Genomic DNA, 17,306 nt, shown 5'->3' with positions numbered 1-17,306 from the left:
GGTCACCTATTGCATTACAAAATCAGTAAACAAAACACGTTCGATCACTGGTTGACCAACGGCACGATTCAAGCTGGACTTTATGTCGTCAGTCGCCTTATTACGTAATTCAACACGACCATTGGCTGTTCTTAACTGCTCAACACTGGCCGAAGCAAACGTGCTCAGTAACGAACTTTCAATCAATGGCGAGTGGTAACGAGCAAGGTTTTCATTTTCACTTCCTCGAACCATGAGCTGCACTTTAACCTGGACTAAGCGGTCGTTCTTATCGCCAGCAACGTTAAACAGAAACGGCTGTGGAATATTGACATACGCAACAGGATCGACCGGTGTCGCCGATTGTTGTGACGCTGTTTGTTCGCCCTGCGACGAGTCATCCGACCCGAGCAAGAAAAAGGCAGCGCCACCACCACCGACGAGCAACACCACCACCGCAATAATGATGATCAGTAATTTGCTTTTTCCCTTGGGGGCTTCTTCTGTTTCGATATCTTCAACTGCCATAGCTTAACGCTCTCTATTTGTTCATTTTTATAGTTTAAGCATAATAACTAATTCCATCACGCTTTGCCGCGACATTCAAATCAAGATTGATGTCTGGTTCAAGGTTTTCTTCACCTTGGAAGCCACGACCGCTGCCTCCTTGAGCAGAATTTCCCTGTCCACTGTCAGCATAGCGCTTTTGCTGCTGACCTGAGGCTTGTTGCTGAACCGAACTGTCCCCTAATTGTACACCTTGCTGAGCAAGCATTTCGCGCAATCTTGGCATTGATTGTTCAATCACGTCTCGAGCTTGCTGATTCGCCACGGTAAAGTGCACCGTTGCGCCATCACCATTGATGCTCATCCGAATCTGCATTCGACCTAACTCTGGTGGATCAAGGCGGATATCAATGTTCTTTAAGTTCTTCGACATCATCATTTGTACACGCTCTGCCATCTGCTCACCCGCAAGTTCTCGGTTGAGTTGTAGTGGAGCTTGCGCTGCTTGCTCTGCACGTGCTTGAGTCAGTGAGTTCATCCCTTGTTGACCTGCGGCCTGAGAAAGTTGCTGAGCAAAACCACTGCTGCTATTTTCACTGCCTGGCTGCGCTCCCTCTTTACTGCCTGAAGCCAATTTACCGAGCGTGCCTAGCGCCTTAGCACCCAGAGTTGCTTTTAATAACGCTTGGTCTTGATTTATTGGTGTCGTGGTTGCTGCCGCGAGTTGTTGTAACTGACTCGCGGCTAATTCATTAGACATTGAAGTAACTTGAGTATTTGATGCTTGCTGAGCTTGTTGAACCATTTGCGCTTGAGACTGCTGATTAACCAATGCCTGATGGACTGATTGCGCTACTGCCGCTTGTTGCGATTTTGGTTGGTGTTCAAGTTTGATTTTTCCTTCATCAGTGATGACTTGCTCAGAAGCCCCCCATGGTATCGCCGCAGACACAGTGGCCGAGGTAACATCTGGGGAGGCATCAGCAAGCTCTTGACCTTCGATCTTAATGCTACCAATGGTGGCTGTTACTGGTGCCGGCACTGCTTCAGCGGCCTCTTTATCGGTTTGAGTGGCAAGATTAGCTGTGGCCGTCAATGCCACGGCAGCGGCCTCCTCACTGAGTGGGTCTTCAATAATGGCATCTTCACCTTGAGCGACAACCGTTTTGGCCTCATTCTCTGCGCTAAGTTGCTGCGTTGAAGCGGCAGCTAATTTTTGCGACTGCGCGTCAATGGCTTGGTTTTCACTCTGATTGTGTTTGATTGTAGCTGCGGCAACGATCGCTTGTTCCGTTATCGGTTGCGACGCTGAAGATTCACTCTCACTTTGACTTTGCTGAATAAAACGCTGCGCCGATAGTGGAATCACCGGCTGGTCGCTTTCAGTGGTTGATGTCTCGCCCACGTTCTGTTGACTATTAACCATTAACGCTTCAGCTTCTTGGGGCGTCAACTTTTGCTCTGCTCCCGTGCCAAGCTCAGTGTCCGAAAGAGGTTTGCTAGTCTGAGCATTCTCACTGACTACTGGCTTGTCATCCGTGAGTTGCTCACTCGAAACCGACTTGGCACTATCTTCTTCAAACGCTATCGGTTGTCGTGGCAATTCTTTGCCGTCTTTTAGTTGTAACGCTTTATTCGATTCATCTAAACGCTGCAATACTTGATCACTGTCAGAAACAATTTTCGATGCATCAGGCGCGGGGGACGATTCATCACTTTTGCCAACAGCTTTAGCCTCACTGCCTTCAGCCTCGCTCTCTTCAAGCAAACTATCGGTCGATTGGTTACCACTGGCTTGCTTAACGGCTTCGGGCTCGACTTCGCCTTCTCCGGTCACTTCAATATCGACGTCAGACGTGACGGACGTGGCTTTCTCACCACTCACTTCCTTACCCGTTTCGCCTTTGATTAGCGCCGTAAGCTTGGCAAAAAAACCACCTGACTCAGAAGCTTCCGTCGCCGCTTCACCACCCTCGGGGGTGGACTGGGTCACTTTTTGGCTGTCAGATACCGATGACAAGTTAATATTCATACGAGCTTCACTCACTGTAATACGCACTGTTAGGCGATAGATGGCTAATAACCAACGCTGTTGATTTCTATTGCGTGCTATGTCGTTTCTTACTGTTACATGCAATCTTATGACTGCAAATACCGGTTTATAAGATAAGGTGCAAGAAATAAGCCAAAATGAAAGTGAGGCTCGCAACACAAACGATGCGAAATGAAATTAATTGAAACGATGACGATTAAATTGCAGTGTGGAAAATTCGTCCATCTGCTTTTGCTCACGTTGATTTTGTGCGCGTTGCTTTTCATTTTGTTTCTTTTCAATCAACCATTCGTATGAACGGCGATTTTTGCGACTATCAAACCAGTTTTGTTCGCAATTAGCCACCTGATCTTTGAAGTGTGACTCAGCTTGCTTTTGCTTAGAAAGCGTTTCGTCGAGCGTGGTCAAGAAGCGATTCAAATGGGCGTATTGACTGGCATTTAACCCATTTTGACCACGGTCTACTAACTGATGACAATAATCAAGCCGATATTTTTCGATTTGTTCGAGCTGCTGGTAATAACCATCAAGCTCACTACGAGCTTGGCCAAGCGCTAAAGCCGCTTGGTTTTCGCGCTCTTTCGCTTGTTCTAATAGAAACTCTAATGCATTTTCCATCGTAGGTTATTCCCCTTGTAATAAATGACGTAGCATGTTGACGCACATATCGTAAGGCACGGTCTCTTTCATACTCTGTTGCAAGTATGTGTCAAGTTTAGGTTTGAGGGTAAAAGCACCATCAATCGCAGCATCGGTTCCGGGCTTATAAGCCCCAATTGAGACTAAATCTTGATTCTTACGGCAAATCGACAATACCTGACGAACCGCTTTAGACATCAATATATGTTCATCTGAAGTAATTTGCGGCATGACACGGCTGACCGATTTTTCTACGTCAATCGCAGGGTAGTGACCAGCATCGGCCATTTCGCGCGACAACACCACATGTCCATCAAGAATCGCACGTGATGCATCGGCTATCGGATCTTGTAAATCGTCACCCTCTGTCAATACAGTAAAGAAGGCCGTAATTGAACCTTGTTCTGAGCTGCCATTCCCCGCACGCTCTACGAGTGCAGGCAGTTTGGCAAACACTGAAGGTGGATAACCTTTGGTTGCTGGAGGCTCACCGACCGACAACGCAATTTCACGTTGTGCTTGAGCAAAACGAGTTAAAGAGTCCATTAACAGCAGTACATCAAGCCCTTGATCGCGAAAATATTCTGCGACGGTCAGAGCGGTTTGACACCCTTTTAAGCGCATTAGAGGCGAAGAGTCAGCAGGCGCCGCAACTACAACCGAACGCTGACGGCCATCGACACCTAAGATCTCTTCAATAAATTCTTTGACCTCACGGCCACGCTCACCAATCAGCCCGACGACCACAACTTGAGCCGTTGTACCTCGCGTCATCATTCCTAAGGTGACCGATTTACCGACACCAGATCCTGCAAATAAACCAATACGTTGGCCTTTGCCCACCGTTAGTAGGCCATTAATCGCTTTGATGCCAACATCAAGTGGTTCAGATATCGGTTTACGTGCAAGTGGGTTAATAGGCTCTACATTAAACGGAGCACGCTGGTCGGTATAAATAGTACCGAGTCCATCAAGCGGGTTACCAACACCATCAATCACACGGCCCAGTAACTCCATCCCAACCGCTAAACCCGTTTCACTGGTCAATGGCGTCACTTTGGCGCCAGGTAATACACCCGTGATCTGTTCACTTGGCATTAGGTAAAGATTGTCACCAGAGAAACCGACCACTTCAGCTTCCATTTCGCCTTGCATGGTTTCAACACTGCACAAGCTACCGATTGGCGCTCGACATCCTGTTGCTTCAAGTGTCAAACCAACAACACGGACTAACTTGCCAGATGCGACGGGACGGCACGTCAGCCCTTGGGTTTTGTATTGTGTGAGGCGTTGTGCTAAAGCAAGCACTATTCATCACCCTGGTGACGATTCACCCCACAAAAACTCTGAATGACACTACGAATGCGATCTTCCATACGGTAGTTGACGCTCGACTCACCCGCTTCAATCTGAACATCACCACGGTTTAATGCCGGCTCACTCATCAAGGTCCAGTTACGAAAATCCAGTTGTTCTTCACCATAAGAAGAACGAATGATCTCAACATCATCAGGATGAAGTTTCAAAGTGATGGCATGGCCTGAAATAGGCAGCGATTCTACCGATTGTTTGATGGTGTCAAGGATGACTTGAGGGTTGGTTTGAACTTCGACATGCACCACCTCTTTGACCAAAGTCAGTACCATGTCAACGAGCTGTTTTTCAACCTGAGCATTCATCAACTCAAGTGGTTGAGCAAATTGATTGGCTAAATTGATAAAGGTTTGTACTTGGTGCTGGATAAACTCTTGTCCAGCGGCAATGCCTTCGACTTTACCCGCTTCCAGCCCCTCAGTATGACCTTCTTCTAGACCTTGTTGTTTGCCTTTTTCGTAGCCTTGCTTAAAGCCCGCTTCCTGACCTTGATGCAAACCTTCCTGATGCGCTTGCTGCTTGATCAGCTCGGTTTCTTCTTTAGTCAGTTCTTTAGGCGCTTCTTCCTTAACAGGTTCCGCGACAGGAATCCAACTTGGGTCGTAGTTCAGCGCCGTTTCTTTTGCCTGCTTGTGGCTCTCCGCCGTGTAATCAGGCATCCCCCAACGCTCTGGCTTTTCGACCAGTTCATCATCGTCAAGACGCAAAAAACCGCGTTTTCTTTCCCCAGACATAAGCACCTTTATTTAATTGACTTATAGGAATTCGTCAGCGCCGCCAGCCAGCATCAACTCACCAGAGTCCGCCATGCGTCTTGCAATTGCCAAGACTTCTTTTTGCGCAGCTTCTACGTCAGAAACCTTAATCGGCGGCATCGCTTCAAGGTCATCGCGCATCATTTCAGCAGCACGTTTAGACATGTTCTTGAAGATCTTGTCACGTAATGCATCATCGGCCCCTTTCAAGGCACGTTGTAAGGCATCTTGTGGAACATCGCGTAACAGTTTTTGAATGCCTTGATCGTCTACTTCAATAAGGTTCTCGAACACAAACATAAGATCTTGGATCTGTGTCGCCATATCTTCGTCTTGATCGCGAATTTGCTCCATCAAGATACCTTCGACGTTGTTGTCCATATAGTTCATAATTTCGGCCGCCGCTTTCAGGCCACCAATCTTGGCCGCTTGTGCCCCCGCTTGACCCGCGAACTGTTTCTCCATAATTTCATTCAACTCTGCTAATGCAGAAGGTTGAACTTCTTCTAGGTTCGCAATACGCATCACCAAATCAAGGCGGTCACGCTCAGCAAACTGAGATAAAATCTCTGCCGATTGGTCAGGCTCAAGGTATGAAAGTACGATGGTTTGAATCTGGGGGTGCTCGTTGATAATAATGCTGGCGACTTGTCGAGGGTCCATCCATTTGAGCGAGTCGAGGCCTTTAGAACCGGTTCCCAATAGGATTTGATCAACAAGGTTACCTGCTTTGTCTTCACCCAGAGCAGCAACCAAGGCGTTGCGCATAAAGTCTTCACTGCCCATACCAATATTGGTGTACTTCTGAATGTCTTCTAAGAAGGCTCGATGTACTGCGCCGACTTTATCTTGACTTAAGTCGGTAGCCCGCGCCATGGCGCTGCCCACACGTTGAACCTGTTTAGGTTCAAGATGGCGAATAATGCCTGCGGCATCTTCTTCATTCAAACTAAGGAGAAGAATAGCCGCGCGCTCTTCGCCCGGAATGGTTGATATATCCACGGTGTTCTCTACTACCTCACCGCCCTCTCCTTGAGGAACTATTTCGTTAGGCATCCTGCATCCAATTCTTCACAACTTGTGCTGCCAGCTCAGGTTCGTTAGCCACCAGTGCACGAACCGCTTTCAGCACATCTTCGTCTTTGTGTAAGTTAGGTAAGTCAATACTTGAGCCAAACTCAAATAACTCACCGCCATCTAAATCACCACCAATTAAGCTTGTTTCACCATCAGCACCGATTGGCAAACCATCTGGACCATACAACTGATCTTCATCATCCGATGCAGGGTTGAGTAGTTTCTTCATGGCTGGACGTACCAATACCAGAACCACGACAATGATAACCAACGCACCGGCAAACCAACGAATCCAATCGTTGAAGTTCGGATGTTCCCAAATAGGGACGTCGGCAACAACTTCCATTTCAGGAGTAGCAAACTGCATACTTAAGACATTGAGTAAATCACCACGTGCTTCGCTAAAGCCAACCGTCGCGATCAACATCTGTTTAATAGAGTTTAGCTCAGCATCAGAAATTGGCTCGTAACTGGTTTCTCCAGTCTCTGGATTAACTATCGCACGATTTTTCACCGCCACTGCCACCGTCTGACGATTGACAACGCCGGTTTGTCGACGTTCATGACTGATGGTGGTATCAATTTCAAAGTTTCGTGTTGCTTCTTTGTGCACAGAGCCTTGGCCTAATAGACTGCCGTCTTTCATCTGCGCAACATCCTGTGGAATCGAAGCATCCGCTGGTGGTTGATTACTTAACGCACCGGGAACGCCAGCAACAACATTACCATTGTTGTAATCTTCGAGCGTATATTCACTGCGAGTCGCAGGGGTGTTAGGATCAAAGCTTTTGCGTGTCTGCTCAATAGCGCTGAAATCGAGTTCGATATCGACTTGGGCCGTATAATTACCAAAGCCCAAAATAGGGATAAGGACAGAATCAATTTTTTCACGCAGTGCTTGTTCTTGCTTACGTTCAAGCTCATGCTCTTTACGGCGTGCTGTAGAAGCGGGATCTTGAGATCCAGAGCTCAACAAGCGGCCATGCTGGTCCGTTACCGTAATGCGGTTTGGCTTCATGCCTGGCACGGCACTGGCGACCATGTCAACGACAGCGTCGACCTCTTCTTGCTTTAGATTGGCACCCGTTTTTACAGTCAAGAAAACCGATGCTGACGCCTCTTGGTTATGTCGGACAAACACGCTCTGCTTTGGTAATGCCAACAACACACGTGCTTTGCGCACTTGTTTCATCTCTTCGATAGCTTTAGATAACTGACGCTCACGGCTCAGTTTTAAGCGCTCTAGCTCAAGACGTTGAGAAACACCAAAGCCCATGTCTTGCAATAAAATCTCATCGCCTGCTTGTTTCTCTTGATTGAGACCAGCGCGGACCATATTGAGCTTTAAGCTATTGTATTCATTTGCTGGTACAAGGATTGTATTACCATCAAGTTTATAATCGAGTTTTTGCTGATCGAGGTAATCTAGAACCGGAATAAGCTCTTCGGTTTCATATGCGCCTAAGGGACGCATTTCTGGCTCTTTGACCCAGAAAAACAGCATGACAATCAAGGCAACACAAATAGAAATGGACAGGACTAACACCACCTGGCGCAGCAAATCGAGGTCACCGACTGCCATATCAAATTTTGAACTGCTCTTCTCATCCAAATCAGGATTTTGCGAACTGGTATCGAGATCGGTTTCTGCTAGCATTGCGTTGTCTGCGCCGCCATCTGCAATTGCCAGATCCGTTGATTGATTTTGCTCTGCCACAGACTGTACCTAACTACTTAAACCGGCATATTCATCAATTCTTTATACGCTTCAACTAACTTGTTACGTACTTGAATTGTTGCTTCAAAAGCGACGCTGGATTTGTTTCGGGCGATCATTACATCAGAAAGAGAGACATCGGCATCACCGCGATCAAAGCGCACCTGCATATTACCCGATGCTTTAGAGAGACTATTAACGTTATTGATGGCGCTGTTGAGTAACTGCCCAAAATCTGCGCCAACAGCTTGACCTGTTGCTCCAGGTTTGGTTCCCGTAGCTTCGAACATCATCGCTTGCATTTCGCCTTGAAAACCATCAACTTTCATCAAAACCTCGGTTGTCAACTCTTTGACATAAACATGTGCTGGAATTATAACGCTGCAATCCTTGTGCCACGTCGCTCGTTACAGGAAAATTAACACGTTAGTTGGGAATATCAATCCCAGCATCACGCATTTTTGCTAGCTTGTAGCGTAAAGTACGTGGACTTATGCCCAATTTTTCCGCCATCTCTTTGCGACGACCGTGACATTCTTCCAACGTGTCAAGAATAATCGCAAACTCTTGATCTCTAAGCTCTCCACCTAAACCGACACTCGATGTCAAATTTTTTGTCATTTCGGCAATAGGCTTAATGTCAGGAGCCACCATACTATCACTGCTTTCAACCGCAACTTGTAAACTTGAGGCATCTTGCCAATCTAGCCCTTCGAGCAAAATATGCTCGCCACCAATGTTGTCATTTTCACTTAAAATTAACGCGCGTTGTATCACGTTATCCAGCTCACGGACATTACCAGGCCAAGAGTAAGACAAAAGTTTGTTCACGGCCTGAGCCGACACGCTTGGTACTGGCATTCCCAGTTTTTGACAATGGCGTTCAACTAGATGATTTGCCAGCGGTTCAATATCGCCTTGGCGCTCGCAAAGTGCAGGCCAAGCAATTGGAAATACATTAAGGCGGTAGTATAAATCTTCGCGAAAGTTACCCTGATTGACGTACTGTTTTAGGTCACGGTTACTGGTCGCGAGTACGCGAACATCTAATTTAATACTCTTGCGACTGCCAAGACGTTCCACTTCGCGCTCTTGCAATACGCGCAGGAGTTTAGCTTGCAGATTCAAATCCATCTCACTGATTTCATCAAGCAAAATGGTTCCACCTTGCGCCTGTTCAAACTTACCTGGACACCCTTGTACCGCTCCGGTAAAAGCACCTTTTTCATAACCAAACAAGGTCGCTTCTAACATGTTGTCAGGAATCGCCGCACAGTTAATTGCGACAAATGGTCCATCTTTACGATTAGATGCATTGTGAATATAGCGAGACATCACCTCTTTACCTGAACCACTCGGCCCAAGCACCATGACACTGGCATCGGTTTTGGCCACTTTCTCTGCAAGAGCAAGTAACTTAATACTTTTTTCATCAGCGACAACTGCATCGCCATTATCGTCCGACTTAACCGGAGCATAGCGGCTGACCATATTGAGCAAGACTTCAGGCGCAAAAGGCTTAGCCATGTAATCAATCGCCCCATCTTTCATCGCCGACACCGCATCTTCAATATTGGCATACGCTGTCATTAGCAGCACCGGAAGATTTGGCCAGTGCTGTTTAATATTACGCAGTAAGACTAAACCACCCATACCGGCCATTTGTACATCAGATACCACAATATCGACACTATTTGACTTAAGCTTGACCAAAGCGTCTTCTGCGCTATCTGCTTCGAGCCACTCGTAGCCTGCCAACGCTAACGTATCGACGAGAGCCTCGCGTAGACCTTCATCATCTTCTACTATCAGGACCTTGCTTTGAGCCATTGTCATTCTCCAGTCATTGGTTTTTGGTCAACATCAGGGCGACGTTCAAGCGGAATACACATCGTAAAGCACGCCCCTTCCCCCTGCGGTGAAATAAGTTCTAACCTCCCATCATGCGCGCGACATACCATCTGTACCACAGCCAATCCTAGCCCAGTACCTTGCGAACGCGTGGTGAAGAAAGGTTCCATGATCTTGTTTTGTAGCTCAACAGGAACGCCTGGCCCACTGTCTTGCACCGATATTTTTAATTCGCTATTAACCGCACGACAGAAAATATCCAATTGTGAACCTTTACCTGCAATTTGAATCGCATTTAACGCGAGGTTGCTCAGGGCAGATGCAATCGCATTAACGTTACCCAATAACTGAGTCTGTTGCTGCTCAACTTCGAGATGGTAATCAATTTGGTTGGCTTTAACCGCCGTTTCAATCATCGGAGAGAACTCTGCCATTAAGTCTTCGATCGTGAATGGTTTAACAACTTTATTATCGCCACCTTTGGCAAACAACAACATATCATTGACCTGCTTTTCTAAATCGTGCAGACGATCCATCAGCTTAGTCTGAAAGCGGTCTTTAGTTGCAGGAGGTAGGTTCGGCGCGCCAAGGTTAGAGGCATATAGCATCGCGCTAGAGAGTGGAGTTCTGACCTGATGTGCCAACGAGGCCACCATCCGACCCAATGATGATAAACGTTGCAAGTCACTGATACGTGATTGCAATAAGCGCGTTTCGGTTAGGTCTGTGATTAAAATTAACTGACCTGTTGCTGACGCAGAAATCGCCAGACGAACTTTACGACCATTGCGCAGCGATATTTCATGGCCGTCATCTTCGCGTGGTGAAAATGCTTGTTGAATCACCTCAAACCACTTTTCACCGACCAGTGGCACTTCAAGTAAACGTCGCGCTTCTGGGTTAGCTTCTTGCACCATACCTTGAGTATCAAGCAGTATTACTCCTGCAGGCATCACATCGAGCACTTGTTGATAACGAACGACCTGTTGTTCAAGTGTGCCGAGCGGGTTTGGGCTATCTATCGGTGGTGTTGGATGCATGACGTATTTCTGCCTTAAAAACTACAATAGCTTGTTATGCAAAAAACACGCCAGGCTATTTATCTTACTTTTCAAAAGCTTATCAAATCGCCTAAAAATTGACAGTCAATATTTGAGCACTTTATCGTTGCAAATTGTACTTTCGCATCTTCTCTACTAACGTGGTACGACGCATACCAAGCATATCTGCAGCTCTTGCAACCACGCCACCCTGAGCGTCCAAGGCTTGGTTGATCATATTGACTTCCAAGTCCGCGACCATCTCTTTCAAGTTGACTCCTTCTGGCGGCAAACTTTGCGGCGCATTATTATGCTGCTGGAAGGTATCGTTGGATACGATACTGAAGTCTTCTGAGAAAATATCTTGTAGAGCATCGCGTTCTTGCTCTTCGACTGAGCAACTGTGATGGTATTCCGGTTGGAACTCAGGAATATCACTGTAACGATATTTAGTCGGTAAATGATTCACATCAACCAGACTATTAGGATAAAGAATGATCATACGTTCGACTAAGTTAGCCAACTCGCGCACGTTACCGTGCCATTCATGTTCCATTAGCGAGTTAATCGAACGCGGAGTAAAGCAGATCGGCATTGCCCCTTCCGCCTCCATACGCGTCATTAATTCCTGCAGTAGCAATGGGATGTCATCTTTACGATCGCGCAGCGCGGGCATTTCAATCGGAAACACGTTCAGACGGTAGTAAAGGTCTTCACGGAAGGATTGCTCATCAATCATCGTTTCTAAATTACGGTGGGTTGCCGCGATTACACGCACATTGACGTGAATCGTGGTATTGCCACCCACCCGCTCAAAACTACGCTCTTGCAACACGCGCAGAAGCTTAACTTGCATCGGCATTGGCATGTCACCAATCTCGTCCAAGAAAAGTGTGCCGCCTTCTGCCAATTCAAAACGCCCCTTGCGTGAGGTTATCGCTCCAGTGAAAGCGCCTTTCTCATGACCAAACAGCTCACTTTCCAACAGATCCGGGGGAATAGCCCCACAATTGATCGGCACAAAAGGACCATTACGTCGCGCTGAATGATAGTGAATATTACGTGCAACGACTTCTTTACCTGTACCTGACTCACCTAAAATCAATACATTAGCTTCAGTTCCAGAGACTTGCTCAATTAAATGACGGACATCTTTAATGCCCATACTCTGGCCAACTAAACTTCTAAACAGAGTGTTTTTACGTGACGATGCAGCAACATTGACCCCTTTACGTCCTAAAAAATCTTTGCAGTGACGTAGAGCCTCACTCAACTGTGGATAGTTAAGAGGGTATTCGAGCTCACCAACATAGTTAGTCAACTCATCAACAGGGTATGAATGCTTGCCGGCGGTTAATAGCGGGATATGGTTAGCTTGGGATAATTTACACCTCAGATCAGCAGAAAGTTGCTTACTGTCCAAAGAGCCCAGAATACAGCCAGCCCACACCTGAGACCAATCTAGATCGTCAAGCTGATGCGAAGATATCGCCTCACACTGTTCTCCAACAAATTCTAAAATATTACTGAGACTGGTCCGCGCCTGCGCATCATCATCAATCACGAGTAGTTTTGCTAAACCTTGCATAGGTGAGAATGTTTGCCTTTATTATGAAACGTTGTGGCTGGATTTTGTTTCTAACGATTGATATTGATAACTATAGTTCAGATAGCTTGCTAAACAATGTAGAAATTTCAGCAACAAAAAAAGCCACTAGGCTAGTTAGTGGCTTCTATTCTATTTGATAAAAAAAATATGGCAACCAAGCAATTACCTGATGTGATATTAACCCAAAGCAATTTGGCTCACACTTAGTATATTGCTTACTAATCAATCACTTTATTGGCGATTGGTTATAAACCTACATCTTCCGCGGTCAAATTATGGTATTCATTTGGAATCTGATCCCACGCGGATTTAATTTCTCGGATGATCTCGATCACATCATCAATCGGTTGAGGATTATTTTGATGATTCGCTTCTGTGATCTGAGTGATCATAAATTCATACAATTGATCGAGATTTTGTGCAATATCTCCACCATCATCCATTGAAAGACAGCTACGCAAGCTGATTATAATGTCTAATGCTTTGCCAAAACGTTCACCTTTGACAGGAATATTTCCCGCCATCATCGCCGCTTTACCTTGAATCAAACGCTCAATAGCACCAGCCATTAACATTTGAACAATTTTATGCGGGGAGGCCGCACTGAGCTGGCTATCAACCGATACCTTCTTGTAAGCCTGAAGTGAACCACGCATAACAAACCTCTTTATTTATAAAAACTTCTGATACTGCTGAACCGAGCGCTTACCACGACGGTATTTTTGTAGTGCTTGGCCAAACTCAGCAGTTTTATCTTGCATTAATTGCACAACATTGACGGTTCGTTTTACCGCATCTTGCCACTGTTGTGATGTTTTAAGCTCTGGTTGAGCTTCAATTGCACTAAGTAAACTTTGCAATATCTGTTCCCTTGTATCGACAAGTTGTGCAATATCTTCAACACTTAGTTCTTCATCGGCGAGAGCCTGGCTTATTTTGTGATCAACATCACTAAGCAGGGCTAAATCACGCGTACATTGGGTATCAAAGGGCATTCATCATCCCTGCTAACTGAGACTGCATTTTACTGGTGGCGTCTTGCATCGCCGAAAATTTGGCGTGAGTTCGATTTTCTAAGCTCTCCATACGGCGATCCAATGCCGCCTGATCATCTTGAAGTCGATAATTATGCTCAATCATGCTGCGTTCACGGTTACGGATCGAACCCGTTACTCCAGTAAGGCCTTGGATTGCATCTTCAACCTTTTTAGCAAAACCTTGGTTGCCACCAAAAAAATCGGCTAACTTGCTGAAGTTATTATTGAGCTGTTTGTCGAGCATCTGATAGTTGATTTCTAAGTCACCCTGTCGAGTTGTGGTGACTCCAAACTCAGTTAATGACTTTAAGTCTTCAGGTGCAGGCTCAATGCGAGAAGAAAATACCGATTTTAAACGCGAATCAGCACTACGAACAATGCTATCACCCGAGAGCGGTCCTGCCATCCCTGTGGTTGGGTCGACACTCGAGAGCTCTTTTATCACTCGATAAAACTGATTATAGGCTGCAACAAACTGTTCGATGTCTTCTCGCACACCTTGACGATCATATTCTATATCAATTTCTGATGGGGCTTTCCCCGGCTCAGAACGACCTTTGAGGGTCAAGTCGACGCCATCAATAGCATCTTCAATAATATTATTGCTACTCGATAACTGAGCAACCCCATCGAGTAGCACTTTGGCATCTTGTGCTGACTGAACTTCGGTCATACCACGATAGGTATCAAACGATTGTTGAGCAGCGTCGAGATCGCGCTGAGCTTGATCGATGCGCTCTAAATATTCACGTTCTTTTTGCGGTAATTTAGCCCGCTCCATTTGCTTGGCCTGTTCAGGCGTAAGCTCACCGGCTTCAACTCGTTGAGCCAAGCGCACTTTTTCGTCCGCGACTTGCTGCTCAAGGTTGGCTTTTGCAGCCTCCAACTTAGCTTGGGCTTCTTTAGGTGTTACGTAAGAATCGGTCAGCGTTCCCGAAGCGGTATTGCTCCAGCCAGGCACATCAGATGATTTTTCCAAAGCCTTGTTATCGAGCTCAGGGTCTGGTTCCCAGTATGAGTCGAGTAAGGTCCCCGACGCGGTCTCACTCCAACCCGGAATACGTTCTTCAGGCTTGAGGTATTTATTGGCTTGTATTCCCGCATTCGCTGCTGCCGCTGTCGCTGCATTAGACAGTTCATTACCGGGCGTCGCCTCTTTAACGGCGTTAGGATCGGCATTAATCGCCGCCTGTTTTGAGGTTTCGGCAATCTCTTGATCGACAACTTTTGCCGCGTCGATGATTGTTTGCGCGATTTTATCGGCAACTTTCTTTTCTGCCGGGTTTAACGGTGAAATCAATTCTTGAGCGGCCGCACGGGCGCGTTCGAGATCCTTCACTCGCTGCTCAAGAGTTTTGTATTCGAGTTGTTTGAGTGAGTCGCCAGGCTGCGCCTCGACGCGCATAGAAATGTCGTTGTCTCCTCCAGATACATTGGAAGCCACGATCAAACGCGGACCCTCGACGTCGTTAATAACGGCGGCGCGAACTCCCGGATTGGATTTACTGTTGTTGATACCTCGTACGATATCAACCAGTTTCGAGTCTTGCTGCAAGTTGATGGAAAAGTTTTTATCACCCAGCGAAATCTGCAGCTTGCCCGGGCCAAATTTTGCGTCTTGCGGAAGAACATCCGACGCAATTTTGTGGCTTTGGGCAAGCTGCAACACATCGATAGCATATCGACCAGCGATAGCTTCAGTGGTTGCCGTCGCGGATACAACCGCTTCATCCGTAGAATCCACAGTTCTTGCGGCGAATGCTTTCTCTTGACGAAAGCTCGCCATCAAGTTTTTCATCGTATCTAGCGACTCTCTGAGTCGACCATAGGCACTGATACTAGAATCAATCTCGGCCCGCTCATTCTCAATGCGTTGCTGTTTAGGAACACGCTCCGCATCAACAATTTTGCTGACCATAGAATTGATATCCATGCCAGAATTCATGCCTATAGGCCCAAAACTCATCTAACTACTCCAAGTACGATTACACCATTTGGTTTACAAGACCTGACGAATAGCGAGCGGTCTGCTCTCTTAAACGCCGTAAAATCTCCAACATTTCCTCATCGGGTATCTGACGAATTATATCGCCAGTATCCGCTTCGTATATCGTCACAACATCTCTGCCCGATTCTTCGTCAACACGAAATGACAAGCCTTTATTGATCGACGAGATGAAATCATTCATCTGTTGAACAATCCTTTCACGCTCAGCTCGATTTAGCTTTTCACGCTCTTGCGAGGCTTCTATCGCTTTTTCTATCGACTGACTCGTTTTCTCACTTATCTCAGCGGTAGAGACTTGCTCCTTGGGTGAGGAAACTTGCTGTACACCATCGTACTTTGAAGCAAGTTTAGTGCCACTTTCTGAGCCATAAGGCTGGATGTTCGATGTGTAGGATGGTATTTCCATAACGATCTCCCTTCCACCTTAGCAGGTCACAACATAACGTTGTACCAATAAGCTCCAATCGAACCTATCGATTAACCTAATAAGCTAAGAGCTGCCGACGGAGACTGCTTAGCTTGCGCTAGGACAGAGGTACTCGCTTGCTGAAGAATCTGCGACTTAGTCATAGCCGTCGTTTCTTTGGCATAGTCCGTATCAACAATCCGGCTACGAGACGCATTAACATTTTCATTAATGTTGTCTAGGTTACTGATTGCATGACCAAAACGGTTTTGGAAAGCACCCAGTTCTGCGCGCTGACTATCCACCGATTTCAGCGCGCCATCAATGACAGAGACTGCCAACTGAGAGCCCGCAACCGAAGTAACGTCGACATCCGCCACGGTTCTGTCTTGCGCAGCGCCGAAACCGATTTCACCACCTAATCCACCACCAATAGTGACATCTGTTGCAACCTTGTTTGTAGATGCAAACAGTTGCAATTTACCTTCCTCACCCACAGACGCTTTCACGTCCTCACTTTGACCGTTAATATAAGTGGCAAGTTGCTCCATATCATCGCCAGCTTTAGCGTTGATCGTTAGCTCCTTGGCATCACCATTAACATCAGTATAGTTGAGAGTTAAGTCGGTTGTCCCTTCGGATACCACCCAATCCGCCGCTTTACTTTCTTGAGCAACATACGCTTTACCCCCCATATCCATGGTGTCAGAACGCATACTTCCCATTGAAAGCTGAACCGCCTCACCAGAGCTTGCACCAATCTGGAAAGACTGACTACCAAAGGTCCCGTTGAGTAGCTTGTTACCACCAAAAGAGGTGGTTTCCGCAATACGGTTTAATTCGTCATTCAGTGCCGTCACTTCCTCTTGGATAGCAACACGCTCAGAACGAGAGTTAGAACCATTTGAAGATTGCAACGCCAAATCACGCATACGTTGCAGTATGTTGGTGGTCTCATTCATCGCACCTTCAGCAGTTTGAGCGATAGAAATACCATCATTGGCATTTTTTACCGCCATGTCTAAACCACGGCTTTGTGAGTTCAAGCGATTTGAGATTTGAAGGCCAGCTGCGTCATCTCGGGCACTATTGATCTTGTACCCCGAGGATAGACGCTCCATCGATTTCTGCATGCCATCAGTCGCACCGTTAAGGTAACGCTGAGCAGTCATCGCAGACACGTTTGTGTTTACGTTAATTGCCATATTTGATCTCCTTAGGCATTAGGGCGATGTGTATCAGCGTCTCTCACCT

16 protein-coding genes are annotated in these 17,306 nt (G+C 46.5%); all 16 read right to left on the bottom strand.

The window, feature by feature from the left end; all coding sequences use genetic code 11:
• Positions 1-6 precede the first annotated feature (6 nt).
• Entirely contained in the window at positions 7-507 is a 501-nt protein-coding gene (fliL, locus tag CDZ87_RS09290) for a flagellar basal body-associated protein FliL (protein ID WP_100753297.1), read from the bottom strand.
• Positions 508-541: 34 nt separating this feature from the next.
• Positions 542-2,518, bottom strand: a complete 1,977-nt coding sequence (locus CDZ87_RS09285) for a flagellar hook-length control protein FliK (RefSeq protein ID WP_100753296.1) — start codon at positions 2,516-2,518, stop codon at positions 542-544.
• Positions 2,519-2,716: 198 nt separating this feature from the next.
• Positions 2,717-3,157 (bottom strand): flagellar export protein FliJ, encoded by a 441-nt coding sequence (gene fliJ / locus CDZ87_RS09280; protein ID WP_100753295.1) that lies wholly within the window; start codon positions 3,155-3,157, stop codon positions 2,717-2,719.
• Between the two features lie 6 nt (positions 3,158-3,163).
• The gene (gene fliI, locus CDZ87_RS09275) at positions 3,164-4,486 is read right to left on the bottom strand and encodes a flagellar protein export ATPase FliI (RefSeq protein WP_100753294.1); all 1,323 of its coding nucleotides are present in this window, start codon (positions 4,484-4,486) and stop codon (positions 3,164-3,166) included.
• Positions 4,486-5,286: a flagellar assembly protein FliH gene (gene fliH / locus CDZ87_RS09270; protein WP_100753293.1), complete on the bottom strand. Its 801-nt coding sequence runs from the start codon at positions 5,284-5,286 to the stop codon at positions 4,486-4,488. The genes fliI and fliH overlap by 1 nt, the downstream gene beginning before the upstream one ends.
• Positions 5,287-5,307: 21 nt before the next feature.
• A complete protein-coding gene (gene fliG / locus CDZ87_RS09265; protein ID WP_100753292.1) occupies positions 5,308-6,363 on the bottom strand; it encodes a flagellar motor switch protein FliG in 1,056 nt (351 codons plus the stop codon).
• Positions 6,356-8,101, bottom strand: coding sequence for a flagellar basal-body MS-ring/collar protein FliF (gene fliF / locus CDZ87_RS09260; protein WP_100753291.1), 1,746 nt, complete (start codon positions 8,099-8,101; stop codon positions 6,356-6,358). Before fliF ends, fliG begins: the two co-directional genes overlap by 8 nt.
• A 17-nt stretch (positions 8,102-8,118) precedes the next feature.
• Positions 8,119-8,430, bottom strand: coding sequence for a flagellar hook-basal body complex protein FliE (gene fliE, locus CDZ87_RS09255; protein ID WP_100753290.1), 312 nt, complete (start codon positions 8,428-8,430; stop codon positions 8,119-8,121).
• 97 nt (positions 8,431-8,527) lie between these two features.
• Positions 8,528-9,931 (bottom strand): sigma-54-dependent transcriptional regulator, encoded by a 1,404-nt coding sequence (locus tag CDZ87_RS09250; protein ID WP_100753289.1) that lies wholly within the window; start codon positions 9,929-9,931, stop codon positions 8,528-8,530.
• A 2-nt stretch (positions 9,932-9,933) separates the two neighbouring features.
• The gene (locus tag CDZ87_RS09245) at positions 9,934-10,992 is read right to left on the bottom strand and encodes a sensor histidine kinase (RefSeq protein WP_100753288.1); all 1,059 of its coding nucleotides are present in this window, start codon (positions 10,990-10,992) and stop codon (positions 9,934-9,936) included.
• 121 nt (positions 10,993-11,113) lie between these two features.
• Positions 11,114-12,580 (bottom strand): sigma-54 dependent transcriptional regulator, encoded by a 1,467-nt coding sequence (locus CDZ87_RS09240; RefSeq protein WP_100753287.1) that lies wholly within the window; start codon positions 12,578-12,580, stop codon positions 11,114-11,116.
• A gap of 266 nt (positions 12,581-12,846) precedes the next feature.
• A complete protein-coding gene (gene fliS, locus CDZ87_RS09235; protein WP_038177100.1) occupies positions 12,847-13,257 on the bottom strand; it encodes a flagellar export chaperone FliS in 411 nt (136 codons plus the stop codon).
• A 15-nt stretch (positions 13,258-13,272) separates the two neighbouring features.
• A complete protein-coding gene (fliT, locus tag CDZ87_RS09230; protein ID WP_100753286.1) occupies positions 13,273-13,596 on the bottom strand; it encodes a flagellar protein FliT in 324 nt (107 codons plus the stop codon).
• A complete protein-coding gene (fliD, locus tag CDZ87_RS09225; RefSeq protein ID WP_100753285.1) occupies positions 13,586-15,604 on the bottom strand; it encodes a flagellar filament capping protein FliD in 2,019 nt (672 codons plus the stop codon). The genes fliT and fliD overlap by 11 nt, the downstream gene beginning before the upstream one ends.
• Before the next feature lie 19 nt (positions 15,605-15,623).
• Positions 15,624-16,052 (bottom strand): flagellar protein FlaG, encoded by a 429-nt coding sequence (gene flaG, locus CDZ87_RS09220; protein ID WP_038177103.1) that lies wholly within the window; start codon positions 16,050-16,052, stop codon positions 15,624-15,626.
• 71 nt (positions 16,053-16,123) lie between these two features.
• Positions 16,124-17,257, bottom strand: a complete 1,134-nt coding sequence (locus tag CDZ87_RS09215; protein ID WP_100753284.1) for a flagellin — start codon at positions 17,255-17,257, stop codon at positions 16,124-16,126.
• Positions 17,258-17,306 lie beyond the last annotated feature (49 nt).

The sequence above is a fragment of the Vibrio salilacus genome (assembly GCF_002811245.1).
GTDB lineage: Bacteria > Pseudomonadota > Gammaproteobacteria > Enterobacterales > Vibrionaceae > Vibrio > Vibrio salilacus.
This window is presented reverse-complemented; position numbering and strand designations above follow the sequence as displayed.

Excerpts from the sequence above, each read along its gene's own strand:
- CDZ87_RS09245 (WP_100753288.1), bottom strand. The coding sequence starts at position 10,992 with ATGCATCCAACACCACCGATAGATAGCCCAAACCCGCTCGGCACACTT.
- CDZ87_RS09215 (WP_100753284.1), bottom strand. The coding sequence starts at position 17,257 with ATGGCAATTAACGTAAACACAAACGTGTCTGCGATGACTGCTCAGCGT.
- CDZ87_RS09250 (WP_100753289.1), bottom strand. The coding sequence starts at position 9,931 with ATGGCTCAAAGCAAGGTCCTGATAGTAGAAGATGATGAAGGTCTACGC.
- fliJ (WP_100753295.1), bottom strand. The coding sequence starts at position 3,157 with ATGGAAAATGCATTAGAGTTTCTATTAGAACAAGCGAAAGAGCGCGAA.
- fliT (WP_100753286.1), bottom strand. The coding sequence starts at position 13,596 with ATGCCCTTTGATACCCAATGTACGCGTGATTTAGCCCTGCTTAGTGAT.
- fliD (WP_100753285.1), bottom strand. The coding sequence starts at position 15,604 with ATGAGTTTTGGGCCTATAGGCATGAATTCTGGCATGGATATCAATTCT.
- fliS (WP_038177100.1), bottom strand. The coding sequence starts at position 13,257 with ATGCGTGGTTCACTTCAGGCTTACAAGAAGGTATCGGTTGATAGCCAG.
- fliL (WP_100753297.1), bottom strand. The coding sequence starts at position 507 with ATGGCAGTTGAAGATATCGAAACAGAAGAAGCCCCCAAGGGAAAAAGC.
- CDZ87_RS09285 (WP_100753296.1), bottom strand. The coding sequence starts at position 2,518 with ATGAATATTAACTTGTCATCGGTATCTGACAGCCAAAAAGTGACCCAG.
- fliG (WP_100753292.1), bottom strand. The coding sequence starts at position 6,363 with ATGCCTAACGAAATAGTTCCTCAAGGAGAGGGCGGTGAGGTAGTAGAG.
- fliH (WP_100753293.1), bottom strand. The coding sequence starts at position 5,286 with ATGTCTGGGGAAAGAAAACGCGGTTTTTTGCGTCTTGACGATGATGAA.
- fliE (WP_100753290.1), bottom strand. The coding sequence starts at position 8,430 with ATGAAAGTTGATGGTTTTCAAGGCGAAATGCAAGCGATGATGTTCGAA.
- CDZ87_RS09240 (WP_100753287.1), bottom strand. The coding sequence starts at position 12,580 with ATGCAAGGTTTAGCAAAACTACTCGTGATTGATGATGATGCGCAGGCG.
- flaG (WP_038177103.1), bottom strand. The coding sequence starts at position 16,052 with ATGGAAATACCATCCTACACATCGAACATCCAGCCTTATGGCTCAGAA.